Annotated in this window: 11 protein-coding genes; 4 read left to right on the forward strand and 7 right to left on the reverse strand. The window is 72.7% G+C overall.

Annotation, left to right across the window (positions count from 1 at the left end; all coding sequences use genetic code 11):
* The first annotated feature begins 3 nt into the window (after window positions 1–3).
* Complete coding sequence (locus tag CLT71_RS21385; RefSeq protein WP_101368669.1) at window positions 4–1,659, forward strand: AMP-binding protein; 1,656 nt, start codon at window positions 4–6, stop codon at window positions 1,657–1,659.
* A 32-nt stretch (window positions 1,660–1,691) separates the two neighbouring features.
* Here the strand turns inward: CLT71_RS21385 and CLT71_RS21390 are convergent, their stop codons facing one another.
* From CLT71_RS21390 to CLT71_RS21405, 4 genes are all read right to left on the reverse strand, one after another.
* Window positions 1,692–2,636 (reverse strand): endonuclease/exonuclease/phosphatase family protein, encoded by a 945-nt coding sequence (locus CLT71_RS21390; RefSeq protein WP_486483376.1) that lies wholly within the window; start codon window positions 2,634–2,636, stop codon window positions 1,692–1,694.
* Between the two features lie 139 nt (window positions 2,637–2,775).
* Entirely contained in the window at window positions 2,776–3,405 is a 630-nt protein-coding gene (locus CLT71_RS21395) for a hypothetical protein (RefSeq protein WP_101368670.1), read from the reverse strand.
* A gap of 205 nt (window positions 3,406–3,610) precedes the next feature.
* The gene (gene purD / locus CLT71_RS21400; RefSeq protein WP_101368671.1) at window positions 3,611–4,900 is read right to left on the reverse strand and encodes a phosphoribosylamine--glycine ligase; all 1,290 of its coding nucleotides are present in this window, start codon (window positions 4,898–4,900) and stop codon (window positions 3,611–3,613) included.
* Window positions 4,901–4,975: 75 nt separating this feature from the next.
* Window positions 4,976–6,271, reverse strand: a complete 1,296-nt coding sequence (locus CLT71_RS21405; protein WP_101368672.1) for an adenylosuccinate synthase — start codon at window positions 6,269–6,271, stop codon at window positions 4,976–4,978.
* Window positions 6,272–6,397: 126 nt separating this feature from the next.
* Between CLT71_RS21405 and CLT71_RS21410 the strand changes: the two genes are divergently transcribed.
* A complete protein-coding gene (locus tag CLT71_RS21410; RefSeq protein WP_101368673.1) occupies window positions 6,398–7,393 on the forward strand; it encodes a hypothetical protein in 996 nt (331 codons plus the stop codon).
* 794 nt (window positions 7,394–8,187) lie between these two features.
* Window positions 8,188–10,170, forward strand: a complete 1,983-nt coding sequence (locus CLT71_RS38145; protein ID WP_486483710.1) for a MinD/ParA family ATP-binding protein — start codon at window positions 8,188–8,190, stop codon at window positions 10,168–10,170.
* 86 nt (window positions 10,171–10,256) lie between these two features.
* Here CLT71_RS38145 and CLT71_RS21425 read toward each other — a convergent pair whose 3' ends face one another.
* On the reverse strand, window positions 10,257–10,685 hold the full coding sequence (locus CLT71_RS21425) for a DUF3151 domain-containing protein (RefSeq protein ID WP_101368675.1): 429 nt from the start codon (window positions 10,683–10,685) through the stop codon (window positions 10,257–10,259).
* 276 nt (window positions 10,686–10,961) lie between these two features.
* Here CLT71_RS21425 and CLT71_RS21430 point away from each other — a divergent pair, with 276 nt between their 5' ends.
* Entirely contained in the window at window positions 10,962–12,236 is a 1,275-nt protein-coding gene (locus CLT71_RS21430; protein WP_486483377.1) for an LOG family protein, read from the forward strand.
* A 34-nt stretch (window positions 12,237–12,270) separates the two neighbouring features.
* On the opposite strand, the gene fbaA is transcribed toward CLT71_RS21430, so the two are convergent.
* Both fbaA and CLT71_RS21440 read right to left on the reverse strand, forming a co-directional pair.
* Window positions 12,271–13,299 (reverse strand): class II fructose-bisphosphate aldolase, encoded by a 1,029-nt coding sequence (fbaA, locus tag CLT71_RS21435; RefSeq protein ID WP_101368677.1) that lies wholly within the window; start codon window positions 13,297–13,299, stop codon window positions 12,271–12,273.
* A 229-nt stretch (window positions 13,300–13,528) separates the two neighbouring features.
* Complete coding sequence (locus CLT71_RS21440; RefSeq protein ID WP_101371659.1) at window positions 13,529–13,909, reverse strand: phage holin family protein; 381 nt, start codon at window positions 13,907–13,909, stop codon at window positions 13,529–13,531.
* Window positions 13,910–13,950 lie beyond the last annotated feature (41 nt).

Raw genomic sequence — 13,950 nt, forward strand, 5'->3', positions numbered from 1 at the left:
GCCTTGCCCGCCCCCGCCAACCTCGCGTTCCTCGTCAGCACGCTGACCCGGCGTGGGCTGCTCAGGCCCGGCTCGCCCCGGCGGGTCGCGGCGCAACTCGGCGCGCTGCGGGACTGGGGATTCAGCTTGGTCGGCGAGCTGCGCCAGGCGGCGGCCCGGGACCCGGACCGGCTCGCGCTGATCGACGAGGAAGATGGCGGGATCAGCTACCGGGAGTTGCTGGACCGGGCCGAACGGCTGGCCCGGTCGCTGCGGTCCCGGTACGCCGTCGCGGAGGGCGACCGGATCGGGGTGCTCTGCCGCAACCACTCCGGCCTGGTGGAGACGGCTCTCGCCGGCGGGCTGCTCGGCGGCGACATCGTGCTGGTGAACACCGGCCTCTCCGGGGCGCAGCTCGGGACGATCGCCGAGGAGCAACGGATCCGGCTGCTGGTGCACGACGCCGAGTTCCTCGATCGGGTCGTCGGGCTGCCGGCCGAGGTGGAACGGATCGACGAGCGGGAGTACCGGGAACTGGTCGCCGGGGCGCCCCTCGGTGAGCTGCACCCGCCGGGCCGGAACGGCCGGACCATCGTGCTCACCTCCGGCACCACTGGTACGCCCAAGGGTGCCCGCCGGCCCACCCCGAACGGCGTCGGCCCGCTCGTCGCGATCATCGACCGGATACCGCTGCACAGCGGGGTACGGATGATGATCGCCGCCCCGCTCTTCCACACCTGGGGGTACGCCGCCCTACAGATCGCCTTCGCGCTGCGCGGCACCGTCGTACTGCACCGCAGGTTCGAGCCGTCGGCCACGCTGGAGGCGGTGCGGCGGCACTCCTGCACGGCGCTCTTCGCCGTACCGGTGATGGTGCAGCGGTTGCTGGAGGTGCCGTCCCCGCAGACCCGGCCGCCGCTGGAGGTGGTGGCGGTGAGCGGTTCCGCGCTGCCCGGCGGGCTGGCCACCCGGTTCATGGACCGCTACGGCGACGTGCTCTACAACCTCTACGGCTCCACCGAGGTCTCCTGGGCGGCCATCGCCACCCCGGCCGAGCTGCGCCGGGAGCCGAACACCGCCGGCCGACCACCGCACGGCACCCGGCTGTTGGTCGTCGACCCGCGTGGCGAGCCGGTCCCGGCCGGCCGGGTGGGGAGGATCCTGGTCGGCAACGAACTGCTCTTCGAGGGGTACACGACCCGGAGCCCGGAGGCGGAGGGTCGGGAGACGGACGATCCGGAGGCGGACGCTCGGGAGGCGGACGCTCGGGAGGCGGAGGACCGGGGCGACCCGGCCGGCGGGCGGCTGCTGGACACCGGCGACCTCGGCCATCTGGACGCCGACGGGTTGCTCTTCGTCGACGGCCGCGCCGACGACATGATCATCTCCGGTGGCGAGAACGTCCATCCGTCCGAGGTGGAGAACCTGCTCGCCGAGCTGCCCCAGGTACGCGAGGTGGCGGTGATCGGCGTACCGGACCGGACGTACGGGCAGCGGCTGGCGGCGTACCTGGTGCTGCACCCGGGCGAGACACTCGACCCGGACGCGGTACGCGAGTACGTCCGCCGCTACCGCGCCCGGTTCTCGGTGCCCCGGGACGTGCTCTTCGTACCCGCCCTGCCGCGCAACGCGACCGGCAAGGTGCTGACCCGGGAACTGCGCCGCTACCACCGGGCCTGACCGCCGCCCGGCCCGGTGGTGGCGGCCACGAATCAGGTGGTGACCCGGACGGTCACCGTGCCGATCAGGATCCGGTGGTCGGAGCAGGCGCCGCCGCACCCGGTCGAGATGGAGAGCGAGTCACCGGTGTAGGTACCGGCGATCCGGTTCTCCCGTACGAAGATCATGTCGATCTTCTTGCCCTGGCCGCCCGGCCCGCTGGTGTCGCCGTCGGCGACCGTCGTTTCGCCGTAGCCCGGGCTGGCCGAGTGGGTGTCGTCCAACTCCCGGTAGTCGCCCCGGTTACCGCCGTTGAGCGGGACGTTCAGGTTCCGGGAGTACCAGGGGTCCATCCGCCCGTAGTTGGGCTGGGCGTTGAAGTCGCCCGCGATGATCACCGTGTCGCCGGCCGTGTTGAAGCTCTCCAGCCGGCTCAGCACCTCGCCGAGCTGGCGTTCGTTGATCTTCTGGCCGTTGATGACCTCGTTGGACGGGGTGATGTGGGTGGTGCAGAACCGCAGGCGCGGCCGGGCCTCCAGCGGTGCACAGAGCAGCTGGCGCCGCTCCGAGCTGCCGTCCGCGGCCAGCGCGTAACGGTTGGCACCCCCCATCGGTGCCTTGCTGAAGATGGCCAGCCCGAACGGCTCACCGCCGCAGATGGTCTGGTTGTGCGCCTCGAAGCGGGAGAAGTTCTCGACGTCCTGCGGCCAACCCGAGGCGCGCAGGTTGGACTGCACCGCCTTGTACTGGCTCCAGCACAGCTCGTTAAGCGCCGCGAAGTGGGCGTTGCGGGCGCGGATCGAGTTCGCAAGCGCGCCGATCAGCCCGTTGCCGGTGGCGCCCCGGTGCATCTTCCAGCCGGCCACGTTCCAGGTCCAGACGTTGTAGGTGGCATTGACCTCGGCAGCCAAGGCCGGCGCGGCGGTCGGCAACACCGCCGCCGACACCATGGTCAACACCGCCGCCGCGAACGTCGCGAGCCCCCGTCGAAACCGCATCGCCAACCTCCTGCTGATCGACCGATCGAAGATGGCGAGGATAACGGCCGACGGGTGCCCGCGTCTGACCCGTACACAGTGGATGATCGAAAAGGACTGTCGATGGCGAACCGTTCAGGCCTTCAGGGATCGAGTCCGTTCAGACCTGGGGGATCTCGTGGATCAGGGCCGAGGCGCTCAGCGTCTTGGACCGTACCTCGCCGCCGCCGACGGTACGCAGCTGGTAGGTGTGCTTGGCGTACTCGCCGGGGCTGCCGCCACACGAGAAGTCGATCGTCGCCGTGCCGACCGCCGGATAGGTGTTGTAGATCCCGGGACCGTCCACCGAGATGGTGACCTCGTCCGCGCCGGTCACCTTCCACTCCAGGATCACCGGCACGCCGGGGATGCGGTTCACGTTCGTACCCTGGTCGCACTGTGGCTTCTGCTTGATCCGGTAGTACACGATCGTCGGGCCGCTCGGCTTCTTGCTCGTCGTACCGCTGTGGTCGCTGCCGCCCCCGGTGTTGCCGGTGTTGCCGCCGCCGCTGGAGCCGCCGCCGGGCTTGCCGCCCTTGCCCGCCGGGCTGCCGGTCGGATCCGGCGTCGCGGCGGTCTCGTCCGGCGGGGCGCTGCCCAGGCCCGCGTCACCGGTGGCCGGCACCGAGCTGGTCGGCGCGGAGCCAGCGGTCCCGGGCCCGCCCCTCTCGATCGTCACACAGCCGGTCGCCGCGACCGCGACCGCGCCGCCGAGGGCGAACAGGGCCGCCCGAGTCAGGTACCTGTGCATGCTGGCTCCTCCGGCAGTGGGATCCCCGGGACCGACGGCCGGGGTTGATCTCACGGTAGGCAACCGGGTGCGATCAGCGAATCACGGTTTCGTGCCAGCCGGCACACGTGCGCCGCGCCGGACCCACCGCCCGCCGGAGGGACGGGGCTGCGGCACGATCGGAGAGCAGCCTCAACGCCCGGTCGGGCGGAGGCCGGAGAGCGGCTCAGCCAGCCGGCGACTCGGCCCGGTCGGGTGCGGCGAGCCGACCCGCCGCGGCGAGCGCCGCGATGTCGGTCCGGTGGTGCCCGCCCGGCAGGTCGACCCCGGCGACCAGCTCGTAGGCGGCGGCCCGGGCCGCGTCCAGGTCGGCGCCGAGGCCGGTACCGGCGAGGACCCGGCCCCCGGCGGAGACCAACGCCCCGTCCGAGTCCCGGCGTGCGGTGCCGGCGTGCACGATCCCGGCCCGCTCGGCGCCGGTGATCACGTCACCGGTGCTGGGCGTGCCCGGGTAGCCCGCCGAGGCGACCACGACGGTGACCGCCGCGCCGGAACGCCAGCGCAGCGGCGGATGCGCGGCCAGCGAGCCGGTTGCCGCCGCGTGCAGCAGGCCGGCGAGCGGCGTCTCCAGCAGTGGGAGTACGACCTGCGTCTCCGGGTCGCCGAACCGCGCGTTGAACTCGATCACCCGTGGCCCGTGCCGGGTGATGGCCAGCCCGACGTAGAGCAGCCCGCTGAACGGGGTACCCCGGCGCCGCATCTCGGCCAGGGTCGGCTCGACCACCGTGGCCATCACCTCGTCGACGGTCCCCGGCGGCAGCCACGGCAACGGCGCGTACGCCCCCATGCCGCCGGTGTTCGGCCCGGTGTCGCCGTCGCCCACCCGCTTGAAGTCCTGGGCCGGCAACAGCGGCAGCGCGGTCTCGCCGTCGGTGACCACGAAGAGCGAGACCTCTGGCCCGGCCAGGTACTCCTCGACGACCACCCGGGCACAGCCGGCCGCGTGGTCGAGTGCCGCCGAGCGGTCCTCGGTGACCACCACGCCCTTGCCTGCGGCGAGTCCGTCGTCCTTGACCACGTACGGCGGGCCGAACTGGTCGAGTGCCTGCGCCACCAGCGCCGATCCGACCCCGGTCCCGGGGTTGTCGACCGTCCGGGCCCGGGCCGTCGGCACTCCGGCCGTCGTCATCACGTCCTTGGCGAACGTCTTGGAGCCCTCGATCCGGGCCGCCGCACCGGACGGGCCGAAGCAGGCGATGCCCTTGGCGCGTACCGCGTCGGCGACCCCGGCGACCAGCGGCGCCTCCGGACCGACGACGACCAGGTCGGCCTGGACCTCGACGGCGAGCGCCGCGACCGAGGCCGGGTCGGTGGCCTGCACCGGGCGCAACTCCGCGACCGCCGCGATGCCCGGGTTGCCGGGTGCGGCGATCAACTGGTCGACGGCCGGGTCGGCGGCCAGGCCGAGCGCCAGAGCATGCTCCCGCCCACCGCCACCGAGAAGTAGTACGCGCACGGCCACCGATCCTACGGTCAGGGGTGTAAGGAAGGGCCCCCGGCTATCGCTTTTTGTTGTACGGGGGGCCCTTCCTCACCGGGGTGGGAGCAGTTCGTGCCGGACGACGTTCTCGTCCCGGCCGGGGCCGACGCCGACGACGCTGACCCGGGTCCGGCACAGCTCCTCGATCCGGGCCAGGTAGCGGCGGGCGTTCTCCGGCAGTTCCGCCTCGGAACGCGCCTTGGAGATGTCCTCCCACCAGCCGTCCAGCTCCTCGTAGACCGGCTTGGCGTGGTGGATCGCGGTCTGCGTCATCGGCATGTCGTCGTACCGCTCGCCGTCGATCTCGTACCCGACGCAGATCGGCACCTTCTCCAGTCCGGAGAGGACGTCGAGCTTGGTGACGACCAGGTCGGTGATGCCGTTGAGCCGGACGGCGTACCTGGCGATCACGGCGTCGAACCAGCCGCACCGGCGCTCCCGGCCGGTGGTGGTGCCGTACTCGGCGCCGACCTTGCGCAGGTGTGCACCGTTCTCGTCGAAGAGTTCGGTCGGGAACGGCCCCGACCCGACCCGGGTGGTGTACGCCTTCGTCACCCCGATCACCTGGTTGACCGCCATCGGCGGGATGCCGGAGCCGACGCAGGCGCCGCCGACCGTCGGGTTGGACGAGGTGACGAAGGGGTACGTGCCGTGGTCCATGTCGAGCATGGTGGCCTGGGCGCCCTCCAGCAGTACCGTCTCGCCCCGGTCCAGGGCGTCCCAGAGGATCACCCGGGTCTCCGCGATGTACGGCCGCAGTCGCTCCGCGTAGCCGAGGTATTCCTCGGTCACCGCATCCACGTCAAGCGCCTTGCGGTTGTAGACCTTGAAGAGGATCTGGTTCTTCTCCCGCAGTGCGAGTTCGAGCTTCTTGCGCAGGATGCCGGGGTCGAGCAGGTCCTGCACCCGGATGCCCATCCGGGCCACCTTGTCGCCATAGGCCGGGCCGATGCCCCGGCCGGTGGTGCCGATCCGGGACGAGCCGAGGTAGCGCTCGACGACCCGGTCCAGCGCCCGGTGGTGCGGCATGATCAGGTGTGCGTCGCCGGAGATCCGCAGCCGGGAGACGTCGACGCCCCGCTCGGCGAGCCCGTCGATCTCGGAGATCAGCACCTTCGGGTCGACCACCACCCCGTTGCCGATCACGATCACCGCGCTCGGCGAGAGCGCGCCCGACGGCATCAGGTGCAGCGCGTACTTCTGGCCGTCCGGGGTCACCACGGTGTGTCCGGCGTTGTTGCCGCCGGAGTACCGGACGACGTAGTCGACCCGGTCACCCAACAGGTCGGTAACCTTGCCCTTGCCCTCGTCGCCCCACTGCGCCCCGATGAGCACGATCGCCGGCATCTCTAAACCCGCCTCCAGGGGGCTCGGGTGCCAGGTGGCGACCGCGTGGCGAGCCCGGGGTGTCAGGCTAACAAAAAGTGACGACCCGGCCGGCAGAGGCCGGCTGGCGGCAGGAGGCGACTCCCGGTGTACGACGTGGTACTGCTCACCCTCGCCCGGGGTGAGGACACCTCGACGGGCTGCGGCGCGGGCGGCGACTGCTGTTCCCCGGGTGCGGCACCGGACCGGGCGGAGTGCGCGGAGACTCCACGGGTACCCGTGTTGGCCTGCGCCGACGCGCTGACCGAGCGCGGCGCCCGGGTGGAGACGGTGACCGCCCGGTCGGATCGGGAGATCGACTCCGTGCTGGCCCGGCTCGACGGCCCACCCCGGCCGGACGGGCTCGACTGGCCCGACCCGGACGGCAAGGTCCGGCTCGTCGTCGCTACAGCGAGTGACGCACAGTTACGCGCCGTCATGCGCCGACTGGTCCGCCGGTACGCCCCGCCGCCCAGTCGCCGCCCGGCCGACCTCGCCGCCAACCGCACCGTGCCCGACCTGCCGGCGATCGGCGTACTGCCGCTGGATCCGAGCCGGTCGGCGGGGTCCCAGCCGCCCCGGGACCTCGCCGGCCAACTCGGCCTGCCCCGCGAACCGGCGGCGGTCGCCTCGGCCGTGCTCGACGGCCGGGTACGCCGACTCGACCTGCTCCGCAACGACGGTGGTTCGGTCACCCTGGACGGGGCGCTGCTCGGTGCCGCCAACGACGCCGGTACCCCGTTGGCCTGGCGCGGTCGGGTGGAGGTGGACGACACCGTGCTGTCGGCCGGTGACGACCCGCTCCTCGCCTGCGCGATCGGCAACGCGGGCGGGTACGCCGAACTGGGCGGGGTACGCCTGCTCTCCACCGGGGACCCGGCCGACGGCACGGTCGAGGTGGCAGTGGCCGTACCGGTGACCGAGCGGTCCCGCTGGGGTCGCCGGACGGTACGCCTCGAGGTCAGGCGGGCGCGTGGCCGTGCGGTGGCGGTGACGCCCCGGGATCCGGAGGTTCCGTTCCTGGACGACGGGGTAACGGGGACCCTCAACCGCAAGCGATCGTGGTGGATCGAGCCGGAGGCATGGGCGGTGTACGACCACTGATCTCTTGTGGAAGGCTGTAGGTGGGGACCTCCGTGCCCGGCGCGAGGCCGATCGGCGGGCATATCCTCGGTGTGGGAGGGAGGAGGTAGGTCGTGGTGAACAATCATGGAGACCGGGTGTACGTGCCGGGCCAGGGGCCACCAGCGCCGCAGGAGGCCGAGCCGCTGTGGCCGCCGGACGAGATCGTCGCCGAGCCGCGTGACGAGTCCAATCCGATCAGTTGGGCACCGACTCCGCCACCACCTCCGGACGCGACCCCGCCCGGCCCGATGGCCGGCGTTCCGCAGCCCGTCGCACACCAGCCCTACCAGTCCACTTCGCGGCCCGCTGCGCCACCCGCGGTGCCGGTGCCGCCGGTCCCGCACTCGTTCGGCCCCGTGCCGATCCCACCCGTCGCGCCGCCCGTCCAGCCGCCGCCCGTCCAGCCGGTGGCCGCCCAGCCGGTGACCGCCGTACCGCCGCATCCGCCGATCCCGCCCGTGCCGGCGCCGCCGCCTCCACCCGGTCCGGCTGCGCACGGCGGCCCGGCCGAGTCCGCGGTGCACTCGCCGACCCGGGTCTGGCCGACGGTCGCCCCCAGCCAGGGCCGGGCCTCGGTGAACACCGGAGACGTCCGCCGCCCCGACGCGGCGGGCCGACCGGAGCACACCGGCGGCCAGGACGCGGTCGGGCGGGCCCGGCCGGAGTCCCCGGACCGGCTGGCGACGACCGGCGAGGAGCGCACCGGCGGCATCGGTACGGCCGAGCCGCGAGCCGCCGGCAAGGCCAGCGTCAGCCCCACCGCCGGCAAGGCAGTGGTCAACCCGGTGAGCCCGTCCGCCGGGAAGGCGTCCGTCACTCCGGCCGCCGGCAAGGCGACGGTGAAGCCGGTGAGCGGTGCGGCCCCGGCCGGCGGCGCCGAACCGGTCAGCGGCGCCGAACCGGGCAGCGGCGCCATCCCGACGAACGGCGCCACCTCGACCGGCGGGGTGGCTCCGGTCAGCGGGCCGGCCTCGACCAGCGGGGCGATCCCGGTCAGCGGGGCTGCGGGCGGGGCGATCCCGGTCAGCGGGGCCGCTGGCGGTGGCGGACAGGGCACCGGGGCCGCCGAGTCCGGCTCCGGGGCGGAGCAGGGCAGGTCGGCGGTGACCCCCGCAGCGGCCGAGGCCGGCGGGGCAGAGCCGAAGGGCGAACAAGCCGAGCAGCCGGGCGCCGCCCGGACCGCCGACCCGGCCGAGGAGGCGGAAGGCGTCCGAGCCGCCGAGCCGGCTCGTGGCCGGGCGACGCTGCCCGCCTCCAGCCGGGCCCAGCCGGACGGCGGTCCCGCCCGGCCGCCCGCCGAGTCACCCTGGGCACAGCCGCCGCAGCGGCCGGTCGGCCCGCAGCACGGCGCCCCGGCGGTGGCAGCACAACCGGTGCCGCCACCGCCACCGGTGCAGCCCGTCTCCGGTCCCGGGCCCGGTCCGGCCGTCGCACCCGCGCCGCCGGTCGGCCCGTATCCGCCGACGATCACGCCCGGCCCGTACTCGGCGGCGCATCCGGTGTCGGCCTATCCGCCGCCGTCGCCCCAGCAGCCGGTCCCGCCGCACCCGCCGCTACCACCCCCGGTGGCAACGCACCCGGCCTATCCGCCGCCGCCGGACCAGCCCGGTCCGCCGGGCTATCCGAGCCAGCCCGGTTACCCGAGCTATCCGCCCCCGCCGGTGACCGGCCCGCAGCCCGGCTGGGCACCGCCGCCGGTCCCGCCGGTCCCGCCCGGGGTGACCGAGGTACCGCAGCAGCCGTACGCCGAGTCGGCCGGGGTGCAGCGGGTACCAGCGCAACCCGGCAACGCCTACCCCGACCCGCTCTGGACACCGGACTCCGGTACGCCCACCGCGGAGGACTTCGCCCGGCGCCGGGCGGTACGTCCCGCCGACCCCGTCGCCCAGACCGGGATACGCGCGGCGGTCAACAAGACCACGCTGGGGCTGGTGAAGCTCGCCCCGGGCCGGCACGAGCAGGAGATCAAGCAGGACATCGAGATGATCCGCCGGAACTTCGGCGGGCTCCGGCAGGTGACGGTCGTCAACCCCAAGGGCGGCGCCGGCAAGACGGTGGCGATCCTGCTGCTGGCGATGACCTTCGGACAGAAGCGCGGCGGATACGTGCTGGCCTGGGACAACAACGAGACCCAGGGGACCCTGGGGATGCGTGCCCAGCAGGACTTCCACTCCCGGACCGTGCGGGACATGCTGCGCGACCTCTACCAGTTCAAGGGTGCGCACGGCCGGGTCGGCGACCTGTCGCAGTACGTGCGCTCGCAGAGCGAGGGGATGTTCGACGTACTCGCCTCGGACGAGTCGGCGACCGGCGGCGAGATGCTCACCGCCACCGCCTTCGCGGAGATCCGCGAGGTGGTCAGCCGGTTCTACAAGTTGATCTTCGTGGACACCGGCAACAACGTCCGGGCCCAGAACTGGCAGGCGGCGATCGACGCCACCGACCAGCTCGTGGTGACGATGTCGGCCAGGAACGACTCCGCCGAGACGGCCGCCCGGATGCTCGACCACCTGGAGCAGAGTGGTCGGCAGCGACTCGTCCGGCAGGCGGTGACGGTGGTCTCCATGCCACCGTCCCGCAAGGAGATCGACCTGCCGGCGATCCAGCGGCACTTCGCCGCCCGCACCAGGGCGGTGCTGCTGGCGCCGTACGAGCGGTTGATCGACACCGGCGAGCCGATCCGGTACGCCCAGCTCTCGTCCGCGACCCGGGACGCCTGGCTCAAGATCGCGGCGTCGGTGGCCGAAGGGCTCTGACCCGGTTCACGACGGCTCGTCGCCGGCCAGGGGTCGGTGAACGTCCCCCGGCCGGCAACGCCGGACCGGCGCTTGTCCCGCCCTCGTCAGTTGCTGGCGAGGGCGTCACCGGCCGCCGGGTCGCAGTCGCGGAGGAACTGCGCGCAGCGGGCCGCCTCGTCGGATTCGCCGATCTCCCCGGCCGCCCGGGAGAGCACGTACAGGCAGCGCAGGAAGCCCCGGTTCGGCGCGTGGCTCCACGGCACCGGACCGTGTCCCTTCCATCCGCTGCGGCGCAGTTGGTCCAGGCCCCGGTGGTAGCCGGTGCGCGCATAGGCGTAGGCGGCGACGACCTGGCCGGAGTCGAGCGCCCGCGTGGCCAGGGCAGCCCAGGCCGCGCTGAACGTCGGATGCTGCGCGGCGGCCGAGGCGTACGCCTCGTCGGTATCCGTCTCCCGCGCGGCGGCGAGCGCCGCCTCGGCGTCGTCGTCTCCCGGCAACAGGGTGGCCGGCGGTTCGGGCAAGAGGTTCTGCATCGGACCATTCAACCCGGCCGGCAGCTGCTCCGGCGAGCGGGGTGCGTCACGTGAGCTGGCTGAACGGCTGATCATTTGTCACGCGTGCGGCCGGTGCGGGTCGGAGGGGACTCGACTACAAATGGAGATCCGGAGCCTCCCCAGGACCGGTAACAGAGAGCCCGGCGACCTGGTGTCGCCGGGCTCTCGCCGGTTTCGGCCCCCGCGATGCCGGTTACCCTCCGTGTCGCGCGGTCCGGCGCGGACCGACTTGCCCGGCCGGGGCAGGATGACGGGGTGCCCACCCCACCCCCCGCCGACGTACTCGAACCACACGACGACACCGCCGACGAGATCGAGTCGCGCGAGGAACTGGATCTCCACCTCAGAGCCGGCAGCCTCGCCGGGCTGACCGTGCAGGGGCTCCGACTGGATCTCGATCCGGTACCGGAGCTGACCGGAGTCGACGTGACCGACACCCTCTTCGTCGGCTGCCGGTTCGGGTCCCGGGAGGTGGAGGCGGAACTGGTCCGGCGCGGCGCGACAGTGGTACCCGCGTTCGCGGCGATGCCGTACCCGACGCACCCGTCCCGGCTCTACACCGCCGACGAGCTGGCCGCCGGCTTCGACACCGGCGGCTTCGCCGGGATGTACGACACAGTGGTCTACCAGCACTTCCGGGCGCACGGCGGCGCGTTGCCGGAGCTGCGGGAGGCGCTGGCGCAACGACTGCACGACCACGCCGTCGACAACGCGCTGGCCGACGCCACCCGCTCCTGGCTGGCCCGACACGGCCCGGCCTCGGTGGTCGGGGTGATGGGCGGACACGCGGTACCACGGGGCAGCTCGGCGTACCGGCTGGCCGCGACGCTCGGCTGGGAGCTGGCCCGGGCCGACCGGCTGGTGGTGACCGGCGGCGGTCCCGGGGTGATGGAGGCGGCCAACCTCGGCGCCTACCTCTCCGAGCGGTCCACCGCCGACCTGACCTCGGCGATCGACCTGCTGGCGACCGCGCCGGACTTCACCGACCACGAGCCGTACACCGCCGCCGCGCTGACGGTGCGGGCCCGGTTCGGACCGCCGGTACCGCAGCCCCGCACCGGCAACGGTGGCGACAACGGGAACGGCGGTGGCAACGGGAACGGAAACGGGAACGGTCACCGGGCGGCGGGGCCGGACGGGTGGGCCCGGCGCGGTGGGCTCGCCATCCCCACCTGGCTGTACGGGCACGAACCGGCGAACCTCTTCGCCGGCCGGATCGCCAAGTATTTCTCCAACGCGATCCGGGAGGACACCATCCTGCGGCTGGCCCGGGGCGGGATCGTCTTCGCCGCCGGTCGGGCCGGCACGGTGCAGGAGGTGTTCCAGGCCGCCACCAAGACGTTCTACGGCACCGACGGCGACAGCGGGCCGTACGTCTTCCTGGACAGCGCGTTCTGGACCGGGACCCTGCCGATCGAGGCGCTGCTGCGGCCACTGCTGGCGCTGGCACCCACCGGTGACCTGGCCCGCTCGGTGTACGTCACCGACGACGTGCACGAGGCCGTCCGGCTGCTCACCGCCACCCGATAGCCGGGGCGGGAGCAGCCGGAACGGACCTCCGGAACTACTTGGCCAGCGTGGTACCGGTCGAGCGCAGGTGCTCGCACGCCTCGACGACCCGCTGCGCCATGCCCGCCTCGGCCGCCTTGCCCCAGACCCGGGGGTCGTACATCTTCTTGTTGCCGACCTCGCCGTCGACCTTCAGCACCCCGTCGTAGTTGCGGAACATGTGGTCCGCCACCGGCCGGGTGAAGGTGTACTGGGTGTCGGTGTCGATGTTCATCTTCACCACGCCGTAGTCGAGCGCCTCGCGGATCTCCTCCAGCAGCGAGCCGGAGCCGCCGTGGAAGACCAGGCTGAGCGGCTTGTCGCCCTTGTTGTACTTGGCGCCGACCGCCTGCTGGATCTCGTTGAGGATCTCCGGGCGGAGCTTGACGTTGCCGGGCTTGTAGACGCCGTGCACGTTGCCGAAGGTGAGCGCCGCCATGTAGCGGCCCTTCTCGCCGAGGCCGAGCGCGTCGACCATGGCGATGCCGTCCTCGACGGTGGTGTAGAGCTTCTCGTTGATCGCGTTCTCGACGCCGTCCTCCTCGCCGCCGACCACGCCGACCTCGATCTCCAGCACGATGTGCCCGGCCGCCGCCTCGTCGAGCAGCTGCGCCGCGATCTCCAGGTTCTCCCCGACCGGTACGGCGGAGCCGTCCCACATGTGCGACTGGAACAGCGGCTCCTCGCCCCGGGCCACCCGCTCCTTGGAGATCGCCATCAGCGGCCGGACGAACTTGTCGAGCTTGTCCTTCGGGCAGTGGTCGGTGTGCAGCGCGATGTTGACCGGGTAGTTCTTCGCCACCTCCCGGGCGTACGCGGCGAACGCGACAGCCCCGGTCACCATGTCCTTCACGGTCGGGCCGGAGAGGTACTCGGCGCCGCCGGTGGAGACCTGGATGATGCCGTCACTCTCCGCGTCGGCGAAGCCGCGCAGCGCCGCGTTAAGGGTCTGCGAGGACGTCACGTTGATCGCCGGGTAGGCGTACCGGCCCGCCTTGGCGCGGTCCAGCATCTCGGCGTAGACCTCGGGGGAAGCGATGGGCATGTGAAACGCTCCTTACTAACCGCTCTCGGCCTACACGGCCGCTGTCTGGATGAACCTCTCCCACCTCCCCTCGCGGCCCGTGGTCCGTGGTCCCCGGGTGAGGGTCGATGCGCGGGCGCCGCGCGGTTCAGGTGGGAAAAGACTCGCTGGGTGCGCCCGGACCGCGCTGTCCTCCGCCCCGAAGTATCCCGTAGCCCGCTCGCGCCAATTCAACCCACCCGGTCCCGGCTCAGCGTTCGGACCGGCCCGGCCAGACGACACCGAGCAGCCAGCTCACCACAGCCATCACGATCGCCCCGTAGAAGGCCGGCCAGAAGCCGTCGATCTGGAACGGCAGGTCGAACACCTGCGCGATCCAGTCCGTGAGCAGGAAGAGCAGCGCGTTGACGACAAGCGCGAACAGCCCCAGGGTGAGCACGTAGAAGACGCAGCCGACGACCCGGATGATCGGCTTGAGCACCGCGTTCACCGCGCCGAAGATGAACGCCACGACGAGTACCGTCAGCGCGTCCTGCGCGGTGGTCCGCCCGGTCAGCTCGATGCCGGGCACCACCAGGCTGGTGATCCACAGCGCCAACGCGCTGATCACCAGCCGGATCAGGAAGCCCATCGCATCATCGTGGCACGCGACCCGCAGCCGGACGGGCGGTT

It is taken from the genome of Plantactinospora sp. CNZ320 (assembly GCF_002846275.1).